The sequence below is a fragment of the Sphingomonas trueperi genome (assembly GCF_011927635.1).
GTDB lineage: Bacteria > Pseudomonadota > Alphaproteobacteria > Sphingomonadales > Sphingomonadaceae > Sphingomonas > Sphingomonas trueperi.
On the sequence record NZ_JAATJB010000006.1, the window covers coordinates 127,993 to 144,421 of the forward strand.

The following is a 16,429-nucleotide window of genomic DNA, read 5'->3' on the forward strand; positions in this document are numbered from 1 at the left end:
ATCCTGCCCGGCCCGAGCCTGACCGCAGGCCGGAAGGGAGGATGCCGATGCCACCACGTCCTGGGTGGCGTTCGCGCGCGGCCGGCGATGAGCCGGACGCCCCCGGACGCCCGGAGTTCGCCGCCGAGTTCCTACGCCGCAACCGCCGGTATCGGACCGAGCATGATGCCATGATGCGCCGGATCAAATCCGGCACGGTGAGCGAGGAGGCCGGCTTGGCGGCACTCGCCCGCCGATGGGGGTTATCCTTTCGCCTATGCGCCCTCCCAGCTTGCCGGACCGCTGTGCTGGCCGCCCGAGCTTGTCGCCACCACGATTGTCCTCGCCGCCGCGCCAGACGGATTCCTGCGCGCCAAGCCGGTTGACCCGGCCGCGCTCGGTCCGCTGCTGGCCGATCTTTCCGGCCCCAATGGACGGCACGTCATTCTAGCGGACGCCGAAGGCGAGCACCGCCTCTGGATACGCGACGCAGCGCCCGGCCAGCCGCTTGGGGCGTTCGTGCCGCTGGACCCGGATTTCGAGACGCGGATCACCAGCCTGCTGCGCTTCTACCGGAGGCTGCTAGGCCGGCGATCCGGGGCGCAACCCCGAGGCTGGCCGTTGACCGCGCAGCGCCGCGACCGGCTCGAACGGATGCTGCGCGCCCTCGACATGCGGCTGGCAGGCGCGAGCCACCGCGAAATCGCCGCCGCCTTCGGCCATGACAAGGCTGCGCGGTTGCCGGCCACGCAATGGAAAGTCTGCTCCGCGCGATCCGCAGTGGTGCGACTCGTGCGTGATGCCGAGCGCAAGATGAATCGGGATTACCTCAAGCTGCTGCGCATCCGCTGACCACAAGCCACGGGATCAACCGGCGGCGACCCGCTCCCGCAGCGTCTGATGATAAGGCCGATGGCGGCGCTCCTCGGCGTTGACGGCGGTCTGCCGTTCCGTCTCCTGCGCCTGACGGCCCATCTCATCCCAGCGCTCCGCCGACACTTCGTGCAGGCGGCGGCGCTGGGGAAGCTGTTCGCGGCTCGCTTCCGCGCGCATCGCGGCGGCTCTCTCGAAATAGTAGCTGGCACTCATCGCGCGCTTATCCGGCGTTCCCGGCCGCAAGACAAGGCAGGCCGGCGGCCGCCCATCCGATCCGCGGGGGTGGTCACATCCGTGCCCCGCATATCTTCGAACTCCACCCCGCCGTCGTTCCTTCGCCATTTTCGCCTCCTGCCGCCGTGACACCCGCAGGAGCCGCCGGATGCCGAAGCCGAACGGAAATCCCCAAAATTTGCCGCCGCGCCTGCTGCGCACGCCGGAGGCCGCGCGCTTCCTCGGCCTGTCCGGCCGGACGCTGGAGAAACATCGCTATTTCGGCACCGGGCCGGCTTATCGCCGGCTCGGCGGCCGCGTCGTCTATACCGTCGACGATCTCCAGTCATGGGCCGATCGCGGCACCAAATATTCGACCTCCGATCCGGGGCAGGACGACCTCATGCCCCGGCCGCATCCCGAACAGTCGCCGGCCCGGTCATGAGCAGGTCAGCTTCCCCCAAGGCCGGAGCCGATGACGGCGAACGCGCCCAGCTCACGCTGTTCCCGTCGATGGGTAATGGTATCGCGCCACGCGACGCACAGGATCTGATGGCGTGGCCCTTCTTCAGCCTCGCCAAGTCGAAACGGGTCGAGCCGATCGACTTCCGCATGGGCACCACATGGATCTCGGTCGAGGCGGTGCTGGATCATGGCATGGCGACGATCTGGGACGCCGACGTGCTGATATGGGCGGCGAGCCAGATCGTCGCCGCGCGTGACGCCGGCAAGCCCACGTCGCGGCTGATGGCGGCGACGCCCCATGAAATACTGACCTTCACCCGACGCGGCACCGGCAAGGCGAGCTACGAGCGGCTCAAGGCCGCGCTCGATCGTTTGCAATCGACCACCATCGCCACCTCGATCCGCCAGCAGCATCAGCGCCGTCGTCACCGCTTCTCGTGGATCAACGAGTGGCAGGAGCGGCTCGACGGCAATGGTCGCCCGCTCGGCCTCGAACTGATCCTGCCCGACTGGTTCTATGCGGGTGTTCTCGATCAGAGCCTCGTGCTCACCATCGACCGCGCCTATTTCGATCTCACGGGCGGTCTTGAGCGGTGGCTTTACCGCATCGTGCGCAAGCATGGCGGGCGGCAGGCGAATGGCTGGTCGTTCGATGTCGCCCACCTCCACCTCAAATCGGGGGTTCTATCCCCGCTACCCAAATTCGCGTTCGACCTGCGCGCAATCGTCGGTCGCCAGCCTTTGCCCGGCTACCGGCTCGGCCTGGAGCGCACCTTCGGACGCGCGCGCCTAACCTTCGTCGCCATTCCCGAAGACCCGCTCGATCGCGCCATGCGCCGCCTGCGCCTCCAGCCTGTGGATAAGTCATGACCGGACTCGGACTATCGGTAATGGCGAGGCTCGGACTATCGGTAATGCCGGAGTCGGACTATCGGGAATTTCATTCCCTCGCAAACCCGTGGAATCGCTCGCGGAATCGCGTCTCTTCTAACTATGCTAATAGAGAAGAATACTTCGTATTCTTGCTAACGGCGCTGCGCGCTGTGGAAAATTCATCGCGACGCGGCTCGCGGATAGCGCCGCTTTCGCCGTTTCTACTACGCTATACTACTACGCCTTCGCTGGCGGCCTTGCAATCGCGGCAGGTTCGCGCGGGTATGATGCCTGGCGATGGCGAGCTGGCGTATGCGGCCAGCCTGATCGTCGAGGCGTTCGGCGACGTCGTTCCTTGCGCCAACCCCAAAGCCATCGGCGACGCGATCCTGCGCCCCGACACCGTGCTCGATCCCGTGTCGGGCAAACCTCCATCGATGTCTCCGGAGACGAACGATGAACGATAACCGACCGGCCGGCGCGCGCGCTGGCCGCACGCTGAGCGTGCTTGCCGGCGACGGTCTCACCCATGTCGAGCTGACATGGATCGAGAAGAAGCTGGAGCATTGGATACGCTTCGGCCGTGTCGCCCAGGACCGCATCCTGACGCGCCGCACCCGCGTTGTCAGCTTCCGGCCCGGCGCGGTGTTCGCGTTCGTGCGCTGGGCGTCCAACGACTTCGGCACGATCGTCTCGCGCATCGACGTGGTGCGGGCCGTCGCGCCGCGCGAGCCCTACACGACTCTGCCCTTCGTGCGGCCGGGCGGCGACATCCTGCTCAAGATCGAGGGTTGGCCGAAGGTCGCCCAGGTGCTCGCCGCGATCGACGCGGTGGAGGCGGAGGGCGTCGATCCCTGCGACGCCGCGCCCGATCATTGGCGCCACGTCCATAACCGCATCGCCGCCGGCCATCAGCCGCGCCCCTACACGCTGGAACGTCATCGCGCCTGGCTCAAGCGCCGGGAGATCGAGGGATGACACGTTTCGGCTATGTCCTCGCGACCGTCACCACGGCGGAATTGTTCGCAGCGCTATTCGTCACGGTCGCGATCGTCCAGCCGCGCCCGCGCCTGATCTGGAACGCCAGCGCGAGCGCGCCGATCGGCCTCTACCGTCTCGAACGGGACGCCCATCCGTCCGTCGATACGCTGGTCGCCGTCCTGCCGCCCGCGCCGATCGCCCGCTGGCTCGCAACGCGCCGCTATCTCGCCGAGGGCGTGCCGCTGCTCAAGCATGTCGCGGCACGGCCGGGGCAGCGGATTTGCCGCACCGGCGCCGTGGTCAGCGTTGATGCGCGACCCGTCGCCGTCGCGCTCTCCCGCGACAGCCGGGGCCGGCCGCTGCCGGTCTGGCGGGGATGCCGGACGGTCAGGACCGGCGAGCTGCTGCTGCTCAACGCATCCGTCCGCGACAGCATGGACGGCCGCTATCTCGGCGCGCTGCCCGCAGCCGGGCTGCTTGGCCGCGCGATCCCGCTGCTCACCCGCGATGCGCCCGGTGCGTCGCTGCGCTGGCGCGGCTTTCGCGCTCGCCCCGCTTTCCACCCTGCCAACGCAAAGGAGTCTGGCGATGTCGCCCATGATCTTTGAATCCACCGTCGATGGCTATGCCGGCCGCGTCCGGCTGTTCGGCATCGACGAAGCGATCGTGCTGGTCGCCGCCGATCCGAGCGACGCTGAGGGCGCGCCGGATTACCGGGTCCACCTCGACGACGAAGACGGCCCCGACATCGGCGGCGGCTGGAAACGGGTCGGTGAGCGGGCCGGCGACTACATCGCGCTGGAGATCGACAGCCCGCTGTTCGGCGCGCCGTTCCGGCCTGTGCTGTTCCGCGCCGACGACAACGGGCGCGCGCTACGGCTGTCGTGGAAGCGTCCGCGTCCGCGCGACGACCGGGCCTGAGCGACGAGCGGCCCAAGCCTTCCACACACCCGACCGCAAACACGAGGCAGACCCATGAAGACAATCACCATTGGAATTTTCCGCCACATTCGAGGTGCCTATCAGGGGCGTCTCCAGACGCTTGGCATCGACACGCCGCTATGCCTGTTGTCCGTCGATCCGCGCGAAGGCGAGGACGCACCCCACTGGCGCGCCCATCTCGGCGACAGCGCGGAAGGCGCACCAGTTGGCGAAGCATGGAACCGGCTCGGGGGACCGGGCGGGTTCCACGTCGCGGTGTCGATCGACGGCCCGCTTTGCCCCCGGCCGATCGACGCGATGCTGCTCACCGCCGGACGTGGCGACGTTCACCATCTGGTCTGGAGCCGGCCGACCGAGCCCGGCAAGGAAGGCTGAGGCGATGCGCCGGCTCGCCTGCCATCTGACCGCCGCGGCGTTCGCCATCACGTCGCCGCCCGGCATGGCGGCCGCGCAGGAGGTGCCGCCAGCGCGCACGGCCGTCGCACCCGTCGCGTCGTCCATTGTCGAGGCGGCGCGGCGGTTCGGGCTCCCCGAAGCGTGGATATGGGCGGTGATCCGCGTCGAGAGCCGGGGCAACGCCGCGGCGGTCTCGCCGGCCGGTGCGATGGGGCTGATGCAGGTCATGCCCGCGACATGGGCGGCGATGCGGACGCGCTATGGCCTGGGAGCCGATCCGTTCGACGCGCATGACAACATCGTCGCGGGCGCGGCCTTTCTGCGCCTGATGCTCGACCGCTACGGCAATCCAGCGGCGATGCTGGCGGCCTATAATGCAGGACCGGGGCGCTATGACGACTGGGTTGCGCGGCGTCGTCCGTTGCCGGCCGAGACCGTGGCGTATGTGGCGCAGCTCGGCGACGTGACTGGCGGATCGGGAGTTGCCGGTGCCGCGCCCGATCCGCTCGCATGGACGCACGCGCCGCTGTTCATCCGTGTTGGCGCGGATGGTCCGGCGGCTGCTCCAGCGCGCGCCGACGACACATCGGGAACGCTGCCGCTGCGCATCGCCGCCGCAGAAGATGCGCGACCTGACACGCTCTTTGCCGTCCGGTTCGGTGTTGCGTCGCCGCAGCCGGATCGCACGCGGACCCCCGACCGGAGGGAGGCCGACACACCATGACCGCCCGCCTTTTCATAGTGTCCGGTCCGAAGGTGAAAGGGGTTCGGAAGGCAGAAAAGTGCCGAAATCTAAGAGGGCAAGATACAAGCCGCACCCCGTTTCGCCGAAAAGCCGAGGCTTTTCATGTGGCTAACGTGGGGGCGTCGGTCGGCGAGCGTGCCGCTCGGAAGGAAAAAGCTAGGCATTTCAACGCGCCGAACGGCACCACGGCCGGTTTTCGGCGGAAAGCGGCCCGACCATGAGCGACGAGCGCGAGTTTCGCGTTCGGCCGGGCAAGGCCAAGCGCAGCAAGGCGCAGGGCCGCAATGCCCGCGGGCTGGTCGCCGAGGTGCTGCGCGTCGCGGCAACGAGCGGCGGCAGCCAGCGCGGGGGCTGGGGCGGACCCAGCCGGCGCGGCCAATCGAGCTTCGGGAAGGGACGCACGGCGTTTGCGCGCAGTCGCCTGTTCGGCTCCGGCCGCCGCGTGCTGGTGAAGGCGCTGCCGGTGCGCCACCGCATCGGCGGCCGGCGCATGGCGCCGCTGTCCGCGCACATCGCCTATCTCAAGCGCGAAGGCGTGACCCGCGATGGCTCGCCGACGCGCATGTTCGACGCCGAGTCCGACCGCGCCGATGATCGCGCGTTTGCGGATCGGTGCAGGGACGACCGACATCATTTCCGCATCATCGTATCGCCCGAAGATGCGAGCGAGCTGACCGACCTTCGCGAATACACCCGCGACCTTGTGCGCCAGATGGAGGCGGACCTGGGAACGCGGCTCGATTGGGTCGCGGTCGATCACTGGAACACCGACAACCCGCACGTCCATCTGCTGGTGCGCGGGCAGACCGACCAGGGTGCCGATCTCGTCATGGCCCGCGACTATATCAGCCACGGCCTGCGCTCGCGCGCCGAGGAGCTGGCCTTCGCCGAGTTGGGGCCGAAGCCCGAGCATGAAATCAGCCAAGCGCTCGACCGCGAGGTAACGGCGGAGCGCTGGACCCGGCTCGACACCGAGATCGGCCGCGTTGCCGACGAGCTGGGCGTCATCGACCTGCGCCCGGAGCGACCAGGCCCGGACGATCCGTGGCTCCGCCGCCTGATGGTCGGGCGCTTGCAGCACCTTGAGACGATGGGGCTCGCCGCCGAGGGCGAGCCGGGCCAATGGGCGGTCGCCGAAGGCGCGCAGGCGAAGTTGCGCGAGCTAGCCGCGCGCGGCGACATCATCCGCACCATCGGCCACGCGCTCAAGGATCACGGACAAGACCGATCGCTCGACAGCTATGCGGTTCTGAGCGACACGCCCGAGAAGCCGATCGTGGGTCGGTTGATCGGCAAGGGGCTGCACGATGAACTGACCGGCGCCGCCTATGCCGTGATCGACGGCACGGACGGCCGCGCGCATCATGTCCGCTTGCCCGGCATCGAGGGGCTGGAGCACAGCCCCAAGCTCGGCGGCATCGTCGAGCTGCGCGCGGTCGGCAAGCCCGGCGAGCCGAAGCCGAGCCTGATCCTCGCAACGCGATCGGACCTCGACCTGTCGGCGCAGGTCAAGGCGCCCGGTGCGACCTGGCTGGACCATCGCCTGATCGAGCGCGGCGTGGGCGTCGCGGACGGCGGGTTCGGCGCCGAGGTGCGCCGCGCGATGGACGCGCGCACCGACCATCTGGTCAAGGAAGGGCTGGCGCGCCGGTTCGGCGAGCGAACGGTGTTCGAGCGCGGTCTGATCGACACGCTGCGGCGGCACGAGCTGGACTCGGTTGGCGCGAAGATCGCGGGCGAGACGGGCCTTGCCTATCGGCCGACGCAAGCGGGCGAGAAGATCGCCGGCGTCGTTCGCCAGCGGCTCGCGCTCGCGTCCGGCCGCTTCGCCCTGATCGACGATGGCCTCGGCTTCCGCCTCGTACCCTGGGCAAGCGCCCTCGAACAGCAGCTCGGCCGTCAGGTGTCCGGCGTGATCCGCGACGGCGGCGGGCTCGACCTGATGATGGGCCGCAAGCGCGGCCTCGGCCTCTAGCCAGCGCAAGGAGACAAGCATGTCCGCGACCAAGATATTGTGGGGCCAGGTCATCACCGTGTTCCTGATCGTGCTCGCCGGTGTGTGGGGCGCGACGCAGTGGACTGCGGCCGCGCTCGCCTATCAGCCCGAGCTTGGGCCGCCCTGGTTCATGGCTTTCGGCTGGCGGGTCTATCCGCCGCCGGCCTTCTTCTGGTGGTGGTTCTCGTTCGATGCCTATGCGCCAGCCATATTCCAGACCGGGGCATTCATCGCCGCGTCGGGCGGGTTCGTGTCGATCGCTGTCGCAATCGGCATGTCCGTGTGGCGCGCGCGCGAGCTGAAGAACGCGGAGACATACGGCTCGGCGCGCTGGGCCAGCGAGAAGGAAATTCGCGGCGCAGGGTTGCTGGGGCCGAACGGCGTCGTGCTCGGCAAGCTCGCGCGCGATTATCTGCGTCACGATGGCCCCGAGCATGTGCTGTGCTTCGCGCCGACGCGGAGCGGCAAAGGCGTCGGTCTGGTCGTGCCGTCGCTGCTGACCTGGCCGGGATCTGCGATCGTCCATGACATCAAGGGTGAGAACTGGCAGCTCACCGCCGGCTTCCGGTCGCGGCATGGGCGCGTGCTGCTGTTCGATCCGACCAACGCTGCATCAGCCGCCTACAATCCGTTGCTCGAAGTGCGGCGCGGCCAGTGGGAGGTGCGCGACGTGCAGAATGTCGCCGACGTGCTGGTCGATCCAGAAGGCAGTCTCGAGCGTCGAAACCACTGGGAAAAAACTTCGCACTCGCTGCTAGTCGGCGCGATCCTCCACGTCCTCTATGCCGAAGCCGACAAGACGCTGGCCGGCGTGGCGTCGATTCTCTCCGATCCGTCACGCACAATCGAGCAGACGCTAGCCGCGATGATGGCGACGCCGCACCTGGGTGAAGCGGGCGTGCATCCTGTCGTCGCCTCGGCCGCGCGCGAACTGCTGAACAAATCCGACAACGAGCGGTCAGGCGTGCTCTCGACCGCCATGTCGTTCCTCGGGCTCTATCGCGATCCTGTCGTGGCGCAGGTCACGCGGGCGTGCCATTGGCGCATATCGGATCTGGTCGAAGGCGAGACGCCGGCGACGCTCTATCTGGTCGTGCCGCCCAGCGACATCTCGCGGACCAAGCCGCTAATCCGCCTGATCCTCAACCAGATCGGACGCCGGCTGACCGAGGAGCTGACACCAAAGGGCAACCGCCAGCGCGTGCTCCTGATGCTTGACGAGTTCCCGGCTCTCGGCCGGCTCGACTTCTTCGAGTCCGCGCTGGCGTTCATGGCGGGCTATGGCTTGAAAGCGTTCCTGATCGCACAGTCGCTCAACCAGATCGAGAAGGCATACGGGCCGAACAACGCGATCCTCGACAACTGTCATGTCCGGGTGAGCTTCGCCACCAACGACGAGCGCACCGCCAAGCGCGTGTCGGACGCGCTCGGCACCGCGACCGAGATGCGGGCGATGAAGAACTACGCCGGGCATCGCCTGTCGCCGTGGCTGGGGCATTTGATGGTGTCGCGCTCCGAGACCGCTCGCCAGCTCCTCACGCCCGGCGAGGTGATGCAACTTCCGCCCGGCGACGAGATCGTGATGGTAGCGGGTGTCCATCCGATCCGCGCGAAGAAGGCGCGCTACTTTCAGGATCGCCGCCTGTCCGAGCGGATCATGGACGCGCCCAAACCGAGTGCGGGCGCGGCGCGGGCCGACGACTGGACCGGCCGTGCCGCCGCCGCCGATCCGGCCGACGTGGCGCGGATCGTGCGGGCGCAGGAGGACGCCGCCAATGGCGGGCTCCGCCGTGAACCCGAGCTGCCCGAGCATGTCGCCATCGCGCCGGAGGCATCACCACCGCCCGCGCAGGAGTTTGCAATCGTCGATGACGAGCAGGACGATGTGGCGCGGCAGGCGGCCGTCCGTCGCCGGATGCAGGGGCTCGCACGTCAAGCGTCGCTCGCCCCCGGCGACGGCATCGAGTTGTAGGCAGCGGTCATGCGCGTTCGGCTCAACGTCTATTTTCCGCCCATGCTCGCCAAGCAGATCGACGAGTTGGCGATCCGGCGACGCATCTCGCGATCGGCGATCGTGGAGGCGGCGGTCACGTCCTATCTGTCGCCGGACGGCGCAGATCGGATGGAGGCGGCATTTGCCCGGCGGCTCGACCGCCTATCGCGCCAGGTCCAGCGGCTTGAACGCAATACGGGCCTTTCGACAGAGGCGTTGGCACTGTTTGTTCGCTTCTGGCTGTCGGTGACGCCGCCGCTGCCGGACGAGGATCAAGCCGCCGCCCAAGTGAAGGGTCGCAAGCGCTATGAGGGCTTCGTCGAAACGCTCGGCCGGCGCTATGCGAGCGGCAAGAGCCTGCTCGACGAGATCCCCGAAGATGTGCGGCCCAAATCCGCGACCGATTCGGAGTAAACGCGGGCCGATTGCAGGAACGGCCAGCGGGCCGATCCGCCATCGGTAAGTTTCTGCCGCCGCCTCTACTACGCCTTCAGCTATCTGTTGCTTAGGCCCCGTTTCTGCCTCTCTTGATGTGCCCCGACAGCCGGGCGGCGGTTCGCCCGGCCCTTATGAGGGGCCAGTTCCTTGACCGTTCACCCGATCCGATCCGAGGCGAAGTCACGCGGCGCGAGAATGCTGCGGACGGCTCTCGGATCGTCGATTGCAGCCTGGCTCGACGATCCGGCTGTGATCGAGGTCATGTTGAACCCAGACGGGCGGCTGTGGGTCGATCGCCTCGGCGACGGGATCAGCGACACCGGCGAGCTGCTGTGCGCCGCCGATGGCGAACGCATCGTCCGCCTAGTTGCGCATCATGTCGGCGTCGAAGTTCACGCCAAGTCCCCGCGCGTTTCGGCCGAATTGCCCGAAGGTGGTGAACGGTTCGAGGGACTGCTTCCGCCTGTCGTCGCAGCCCCGGCTTTCGCGATCCGTAAGCCCGCCGTCGCGGTGTTCACGCTCGACGATTATGGGGCGGCCGGGATCATGTCGGCGGCCGAGGCGGCGGCGCTGCGCGATGGTGTTGCGGCCCGCGCCAACATCCTGGTCGCGGGCGGCACCGGCAGCGGCAAGACCACCCTGGTCAACGCGCTCTTGGCCGAGGTCGCCAAGACCGCCGACCGTATCGTCTTGATCGAAGATACGCGCGAGCTGCAATGCGCCGCGCCCAACCTCGTCGCCATGCGGACCAAGGATGGCGTCGTTTCGCTTTCCGATCTCGTCCGGTCCTCGCTCCGCCTGCGGCCCGATCGCATCCCGATCGGCGAGGTGCGCGGCGCTGAAGCGCTCGACCTGCTTAAAGCCTGGGGGACCGGGCACCCCGGCGGCATTGGCACCATCCACGCTGGAACCGCGCTCGGCGCGCTGCGCCGTATGGAACAGCTCATTCAGGAAGCCGTCGTCACGGTCCCCCGCGCGCTGCTCGCCGAGACCATCGACCTGATCGCCGTCCTGGTCCGCGATGGGCATGGCCGCCGTCTCGCCGAGCTGGCGCGTGTCGAGGGGCTGGACCCCATCACCGGCGACTACCGCATCGCTTCGCTTTCCCAACCCCAGCCAGGAGACGTCAAATGATCCATGCCCTTCGGCATGGCGCACACCGCGCCATGCTCGCCGCCACCGCCAGCGTGATCGCGCTGACTGCTGCTGTTCCCGCTTATGCGTCGGGATCATCGATGCCGTGGGAAGCGCCCCTTCAATCCATCCTCCAATCGATCGAGGGGCCGGTCGCAAAGATTATCGCGGTCATCATCATCATCGTGACCGGCCTGACCCTCGCGTTCGGCGACACATCGGGCGGCTTCCGGCGGCTGATCCAGATCGTGTTCGGCCTGTCGATCGCCTTCGCCGCGTCGAGCTTCTTCCTGTCGTTCTTCAGCTTCGGCGGCGGGGCGCTCGTCTGATGGAAGCGAGCGAGCCGATCGCGGGCTTCTCCGCTCCCGTCCACCGGGCGCTGACCGAGCCGATATTGCTCGGCGGCGCACCGCGGGCGCTCGCCATCGTCAACGGGACGCTGGCGGGCGCGATCGGTCTCGGCCTGCGTCTCTGGATCGCGGGCCTCGTCATCTGGGCGATCGGCCATGCGCTCTCGGTCTGGGCTGCGCGCCGCGACCCGCAGTTCGTGGACGTCGCCCGCCGCCACCTCCGTTACCCGACATGGATGCAGCCATGATGAGCCTTCGCGAATACCGTGGGCATGCGGCCCATCTCGCCGACTTCCTGCCTTGGGCCGCACTGGTCGGCGCGGGCGTTGTTCTGAACAAGGACGGCAGCTTTCAGCGCACAGCCCGTTTCCGCGGCCCCGATCTCGACAGCGCCACGCCGGCCGAGCTGGTCGCCACGACCGCACGACTGAACAGCGCGCTGCGCCGGCTCGGATCAGGCTGGGCGATCTTCGTCGAAGCCCAGCGCACACCCGCGCTCGACTACCCGGAGTCGGAATTTCCCGATCCCGTCTCAGCGCTGGTCGATCTGGAGCGGCGCGAACAGTTCAGCGAGGAGGGCGCACACTTCGAGAGCCTCTATTTCCTGACGTTGCTGTGGATGCCGCCGGCCGAGGAAAGGGCACGCGCCGAAGGCTGGCTCTATGAAGGGAAGTCCACCAACGGCGTCGATCCGTGGGAGCTGCTCAAGGGCTTCACCGATCGCAGCGACCGTGTGCTGAATCTGGTCGAGGGCTTCGTGCCCGAAGTCCGCTGGCTCGATGACGCCGAGACGCTGACCTACCTGCACAGCACCATTTCTACCCGACGCCAGCGTGTGCGTGTTCCCGAAACGCCCATGCACCTCGACGCGCTGCTCGCCGACGAGCCGCTGACGGGCGGGCTGGAGCCGCGCCTGGGCGACCATCACCTCCGCACACTCACCATCGTCGGATTCCCGAGCGTCACATTCCCCGGTCTGCTCGACGAACTGAACCGGCTCGCCTTCGAGTATCGCTGGTCCACCCGCGCGGTCATGCTCGACAAGACCGATGCGACCAGGCTGCTGACCAAGATCCGGCGGCAATGGTTCGCCAAGCGCAAGTCGGTCGCCGCCATATTGAAAGAGGTGATGACCAACGAGGCATCGACGCTGCTCGACAGCGACGCCTCTAACAAGGCGGCCGATGCCGACATCGCTCTGCAGGAGCTGGGCGCCGACTATGCCGGCATGGCTTATGTCACCGCGACGGTGACGGTGTGGGACCGCGATCCCGCCATTGCCGCCGAAAAGCTGCGGCTCGCCGAGAAGGTCATCCAGGGCCGCGACTTCACGGTCATCCCCGAGGGCATGAACGCGATCGAGGCGTGGCTGGGAAGCCTCCCCGGTCACACTTACGCCAACGTCCGCCAGCCCCCGATCTCCACTATCAATCTCGCCCACCTGATCCCCCTGTCAGCAGTATGGGCGGGGCCGGAACGGGACGAGCATTTTGGTGCTCCCCCCTTGCTCTATGGCAAGACCGAAGGCTCGACCCCGTTCCGGTTTTCCCTTCACGTCGGCGACGTCGGCCACATGCTGATCGTCGGTCCGACCGGCGCGGGCAAATCCGTGCTGCTTGCGCTGATGGCGATGCAGTTCCGCCGCTATGGGCGTGCGCAGGTCTTCGCCTTCGACTTCGGCGGTTCGATCCGCGCCGCCGCGCTCGGCATGGGCGGCGACTGGCAGGATTTGGGCGGGACGCTCGCCGACGAGGCCGGCGACGGCGTGCAGCTCCAGCCGCTCGCCCATATCGACGCGCCTGCCGAGCGGGCATGGGCGGCCGAATGGCTGGCGGCGATCTTCGCGTCCGAGGGCGTCGCGGTCGATCCGCAGGCCAAGGAGCATATCTGGTCGGCGCTTGGTTCGCTGGCGTCGGCGCCGATCGGCGAACGCACGCTCACGGGTCTTGCTGTCCTGCTACAATCGCAGCAGCTCAAGCAAGCGCTCGCCTCCTACTGCATCGGCGGGCCGTGGGGCCGGCTGCTCGACGCCGAAGCTGAACGGCTCGGCGAAGCCTCGGTGCAGGCGTTCGAGACCGAGGGCCTGGTCGGCGCCGGCTCGGCCGCAGCCGTCCTGTCCTACCTGTTCCACCGGATCGAAGGCCGGCTCGACGGCTCGCCAACGCTCATCATCATCGACGAAGGCTGGCTGGTACTCGACAGCCCGGACTTCGCCGCCCAGCTCCGCGAATGGCTGAAGACGCTCAGGAAGAAGAACGCCAGCGTCATCTTCGCCACCCAGAGCCTCGCTGACATCGAAACGTCGAGCATCGCCCCGGCCATCATCGAAAGCTGCCCGACGCGTATCTTCCTGCCCAACGAACGCGCGGCCGAGCCGCAGATCGCGGCCATCTATGAGCGCTTCGGCCTCAATGTCCGCCAGATCGAAATCCTCAGTCGGGCGACGCCGAAGCGCGACTATTACTGCCAGTCACGGCGGGGAAATCGCCTGTTCGAGCTGGGCTTGGGCGAGGTCGCGCTGGCCTTCGCCGCCGCGTCCTCGAAAACCGACCAGCTCCGCATCGCCGAATTGATCGAAACCCACGGGCAATCCGCTTTCGCGGCCGAATGGCTGCGCCATCGCGGCTCTGCCTGGGCCGTCGAGCTTCTTCCCCCCGATCCTCGGCATCAACCTCAGCAGGAGTTACCGCTATGACCAGAATGAATCTTCGCCCCGCCGTCCTGGCCGGCGTGCTCGCTGCCACGGCCATCGCGCCGGTGGCCGCTCCGATGCCGGCTTACGCGCAGTTCGGTTTTGGTGGGATCGTCTATGACCCGACCAATTATGCGCAGAACGTGCTGACGGCGGCTCGCTCGCTCCAACAGATCAACAACCAGATCCAGCAAATCCAGCAGCAGGCGACGAGCCTCATCAACGAGGCGAAGAACCTTGCCTCGCTGCCGTTCAGCCAGCTCCAGCAGTTGCAGCAGCAGGTTCAGCGTACCCAGCAGTTTCTCGGCCAGGCGCAGCGCATCGCCTATGATGTGCAGAACATCCAGCAGGCGTTCACCAGCCGCTACACCGGCTCGGCGCTGACCGGCACGCAGGCGCAGATGGTCGCCAACGCGAATGCGCGTTGGCAGGATAGTGTCGGCGCGTTCGAGGACTCGCTGAAGGTACAGGCGGGTGTCGTCGGCAACATCGACGGCGCGCGCACGACGATGACCGGCCTGGTCTCGGCCAGTCAGTCGGCGACCGGCGCGCTTCAGGCCGCGCAGGCTGGCAATCAGCTTCTCGCGCTGCAATCGCAGCAGCTCGCCGACCTGACCGCCGCCGTCGCGGCGCAGGGCCGCGCGCAAGCGCTCGAATCCGCGCGGCATACGGCCGAGGAGGCGGAGGGCCGCGAACGGTTCCGCCGCTTCATGGGCAACTGAGGATCGCGTCCGATGCTGCACGCATCCTCGCGCACGGCCAAGATCGCGGGCGTCGCCGCGCTGGCGGGCTTGATGATGGCGGTGGCGATCGTCGCCGCCGTCCACAAGCCTGAACCCGCACAAGCCCCGCCCGTCGCCGTGCGCGGGGAGGCGCGCCAGGACCGGCTCGCCCGCGAACTCGAACGCTGCGCGACGCTCACCATGCCAGACTCGGGCTGCGAAGCGGCCTGGGCCGAGAACCGCCGCCGCTTCTTCCGTCAAGATGCTCCCACGCCCGCGGTGGATGCCAGCAAACCCGCAGCTCCCGCAACCGAGACCCCCGCGCCATGAACGACACCAGCGTCATCGACACGTTCCTCAATGTCTTCACCCGCTACATCGACAGCGGGTTCGGCCTGCTCGGCGGCGAGGTCAGCTTCCTCTCGACCACATTGATCGCCATCGACGTGACGCTCGCCGGGCTGTTCTGGGCCTGGGGCGCCGACGAGGACGTGCTTCAGCGCCTCGTCAAGAAGACGCTCTACATCGGCGTCTTCGCGTTCATCATCGGCAATTTCTCCAACCTCGCCAACATCGTGTTCCAGTCCTTCGCCGGCCTCGGCCTCAAGGCGAGCGGCGGGGCGATGTCGCTGGGCGATTTCATGAAACCCGGCACGATCGCGGCGACAGGGTTGCAAGCCGCCAAGCCGCTGATGGATGCGGCAGGGCAATTCTCGAACCTGTGGGCGGTGTTCTCGAACCTCGCTTTGATCCTCGTGCTGTTGCTCGCCTGGGTCATTGTGGTGCTCGCCTTCTTCATCATCGCGGTGCAGGTCTTCATCACGCTGATCGAGTTCAAGCTGGTGACGCTGGCCGGCTTCGTGCTGCTGCCCTTCGCCTTCTTCAACAAGACCGCCTTCATGGCCGAACGTGTGCTCGGCCATATCGTCTCCACGGGCATCAAGGTGCTGGTGCTCGCGGTCATCACCGGCATCGGCACGACGCTGTTCAGCCAGTTCACTAGCGCAAACCTCGGCACGGCGCCCGACATCAATCAGGTCATGGCGATCGCGCTCGCTGCCCTGTCGCTGTTCGGCCTCGCCATCTTCGGCCCCGGTATCGCCAACGGCATCGTCTCGGGTGGTCCCGCACTTGGCGCGGGCGCCGCGGCCGGAACCGCGCTTGCCGCCGGCGGGGCGCTCGTCGGTGGCGCAGCCGCCGCCCGTCTTGGGGTCGGGGCGGCTGCCGGCGTGATCGGCGGCGCTGCCAGAGGTGGTGCGTTCGCATCGGGTGCGGCGAGCAGCGCCTATGCGCTCGGCTCAGCTGGCAAGACCGGCGGAGCGGCGGTTGCGGGCGGTGCGGCGGGCGTTGGCCGAGCGACCGCAGGCGCGGCCATGTCGCCGCTTCGCAAGGCCGCAGCATCCCTAAAAGATAGCTATCGCTCGGGCGGCCGCGCGGCCGTGACCGCAACGGGCGGCACGATCTCGGGGGGCACGTCGTCGCCCGCGCCGTCGGCTGATGGGCCGCCCACCTGGGCAGCGAACATGAAACGCCGCCAGACCATGACCCACGGCGCCACCGTCGCCGCCCACACGCTGCGCTCCGGCGACGGTGGCGGCAGCGGTGCGTCCGTCGACCTCAGCCAGAAGGACTAA

The 16,429-nt window shown here is 67.9% G+C and carries 21 protein-coding genes; 20 read left to right on the forward strand and 1 reads right to left on the reverse strand.

Annotated features, from left to right (window positions below; all coding sequences use genetic code 11):
- Window positions 1-47: 47 nt before the first annotated feature.
- Entirely contained in the window at window positions 48-365 is a 318-nt protein-coding gene (locus GGR89_RS22310) for a transcriptional regulator domain-containing protein (protein ID WP_245201644.1), read from the forward strand.
- Entirely contained in the window at window positions 316-831 is a 516-nt protein-coding gene (locus GGR89_RS22895) for a DUF2285 domain-containing protein (protein WP_425338756.1), read from the forward strand. The genes GGR89_RS22310 and GGR89_RS22895 overlap by 50 nt, the downstream gene beginning before the upstream one ends.
- A 15-nt stretch (window positions 832-846) precedes the next feature.
- Here the strand turns inward: GGR89_RS22895 and GGR89_RS11845 are convergent, their stop codons facing one another.
- Window positions 847-1,068 (reverse strand): hypothetical protein, encoded by a 222-nt coding sequence (locus tag GGR89_RS11845; protein WP_167712894.1) that lies wholly within the window; start codon window positions 1,066-1,068, stop codon window positions 847-849.
- A gap of 169 nt (window positions 1,069-1,237) precedes the next feature.
- Here GGR89_RS11845 and GGR89_RS11850 point away from each other — a divergent pair, with 169 nt between their 5' ends.
- The 18 genes from GGR89_RS11850 (at window position 1,238) to trbL (ending at window position 16,429) form a co-directional block, all read left to right on the forward strand.
- Window positions 1,238-1,513 (forward strand): helix-turn-helix transcriptional regulator, encoded by a 276-nt coding sequence (locus GGR89_RS11850; protein ID WP_167712934.1) that lies wholly within the window; start codon window positions 1,238-1,240, stop codon window positions 1,511-1,513.
- Window positions 1,510-2,403 carry a replication initiator protein A gene (locus GGR89_RS11855; protein ID WP_167712936.1) on the forward strand — a complete coding sequence of 298 codons (894 nt, stop codon included), beginning with the start codon at window positions 1,510-1,512 and terminating at the stop codon, window positions 2,401-2,403. Before GGR89_RS11850 ends, GGR89_RS11855 begins: the two co-directional genes overlap by 4 nt.
- Window positions 2,404-2,690: 287 nt before the next feature.
- Window positions 2,691-2,873 carry a hypothetical protein gene (locus GGR89_RS11860; RefSeq protein ID WP_167712938.1) on the forward strand — a complete coding sequence of 61 codons (183 nt, stop codon included), beginning with the start codon at window positions 2,691-2,693 and terminating at the stop codon, window positions 2,871-2,873.
- Window positions 2,863-3,384, forward strand: a complete 522-nt coding sequence (locus tag GGR89_RS11865) for a DUF2840 domain-containing protein (protein ID WP_167712939.1) — start codon at window positions 2,863-2,865, stop codon at window positions 3,382-3,384. Before GGR89_RS11860 ends, GGR89_RS11865 begins: the two co-directional genes overlap by 11 nt.
- Window positions 3,381-3,995, forward strand: coding sequence for a S26 family signal peptidase (locus GGR89_RS11870; protein ID WP_167712941.1), 615 nt, complete (start codon window positions 3,381-3,383; stop codon window positions 3,993-3,995). Before GGR89_RS11865 ends, GGR89_RS11870 begins: the two co-directional genes overlap by 4 nt.
- Window positions 3,976-4,308 carry a DUF736 domain-containing protein gene (locus GGR89_RS11875; RefSeq protein ID WP_167712943.1) on the forward strand — a complete coding sequence of 111 codons (333 nt, stop codon included), beginning with the start codon at window positions 3,976-3,978 and terminating at the stop codon, window positions 4,306-4,308. The genes GGR89_RS11870 and GGR89_RS11875 overlap by 20 nt, the downstream gene beginning before the upstream one ends.
- 54 nt (window positions 4,309-4,362) lie before the next feature.
- Window positions 4,363-4,704 (forward strand): DUF736 domain-containing protein, encoded by a 342-nt coding sequence (locus GGR89_RS11880; protein WP_167712945.1) that lies wholly within the window; start codon window positions 4,363-4,365, stop codon window positions 4,702-4,704.
- A gap of 4 nt (window positions 4,705-4,708) precedes the next feature.
- Complete coding sequence (locus GGR89_RS11885; RefSeq protein WP_167712947.1) at window positions 4,709-5,449, forward strand: lytic transglycosylase domain-containing protein; 741 nt, start codon at window positions 4,709-4,711, stop codon at window positions 5,447-5,449.
- A gap of 238 nt (window positions 5,450-5,687) precedes the next feature.
- Window positions 5,688-7,445, forward strand: a complete 1,758-nt coding sequence (locus tag GGR89_RS11890) for a relaxase/mobilization nuclease domain-containing protein (RefSeq protein ID WP_086129739.1) — start codon at window positions 5,688-5,690, stop codon at window positions 7,443-7,445.
- A 19-nt stretch (window positions 7,446-7,464) separates the two neighbouring features.
- The gene (locus GGR89_RS11895; protein WP_086129740.1) at window positions 7,465-9,438 is read left to right on the forward strand and encodes a conjugal transfer protein TraG; all 1,974 of its coding nucleotides are present in this window, start codon (window positions 7,465-7,467) and stop codon (window positions 9,436-9,438) included.
- Between the two features lie 9 nt (window positions 9,439-9,447).
- Window positions 9,448-9,873 carry a ribbon-helix-helix domain-containing protein gene (locus tag GGR89_RS11900; protein ID WP_086129741.1) on the forward strand — a complete coding sequence of 142 codons (426 nt, stop codon included), beginning with the start codon at window positions 9,448-9,450 and terminating at the stop codon, window positions 9,871-9,873.
- A gap of 171 nt (window positions 9,874-10,044) precedes the next feature.
- Window positions 10,045-11,031, forward strand: a complete 987-nt coding sequence (gene trbB, locus GGR89_RS11905; protein WP_086129742.1) for a P-type conjugative transfer ATPase TrbB — start codon at window positions 10,045-10,047, stop codon at window positions 11,029-11,031.
- The gene (locus GGR89_RS11910) at window positions 11,028-11,360 is read left to right on the forward strand and encodes a TrbC/VirB2 family type IV secretion system protein (RefSeq protein ID WP_086129743.1); all 333 of its coding nucleotides are present in this window, start codon (window positions 11,028-11,030) and stop codon (window positions 11,358-11,360) included. Before trbB ends, GGR89_RS11910 begins: the two co-directional genes overlap by 4 nt.
- The gene (locus tag GGR89_RS11915; protein ID WP_086129744.1) at window positions 11,360-11,629 is read left to right on the forward strand and encodes a VirB3 family type IV secretion system protein; all 270 of its coding nucleotides are present in this window, start codon (window positions 11,360-11,362) and stop codon (window positions 11,627-11,629) included. The genes GGR89_RS11910 and GGR89_RS11915 overlap by 1 nt, the downstream gene beginning before the upstream one ends.
- Entirely contained in the window at window positions 11,626-14,076 is a 2,451-nt protein-coding gene (gene trbE, locus GGR89_RS11920; protein WP_086130083.1) for a conjugal transfer protein TrbE, read from the forward strand. The genes GGR89_RS11915 and trbE overlap by 4 nt, the downstream gene beginning before the upstream one ends.
- Window positions 14,073-14,795 (forward strand): P-type conjugative transfer protein TrbJ, encoded by a 723-nt coding sequence (gene trbJ / locus GGR89_RS11925; protein WP_086129745.1) that lies wholly within the window; start codon window positions 14,073-14,075, stop codon window positions 14,793-14,795. Before trbE ends, trbJ begins: the two co-directional genes overlap by 4 nt.
- Before the next feature lie 12 nt (window positions 14,796-14,807).
- Window positions 14,808-15,125 (forward strand): putative entry exclusion protein TrbK-alt, encoded by a 318-nt coding sequence (gene trbK-alt / locus GGR89_RS11930; RefSeq protein WP_086129746.1) that lies wholly within the window; start codon window positions 14,808-14,810, stop codon window positions 15,123-15,125.
- Window positions 15,122-16,429: a P-type conjugative transfer protein TrbL gene (trbL, locus tag GGR89_RS11935; protein WP_086129747.1), complete on the forward strand. Its 1,308-nt coding sequence runs from the start codon at window positions 15,122-15,124 to the stop codon at window positions 16,427-16,429. The genes trbK-alt and trbL overlap by 4 nt, the downstream gene beginning before the upstream one ends.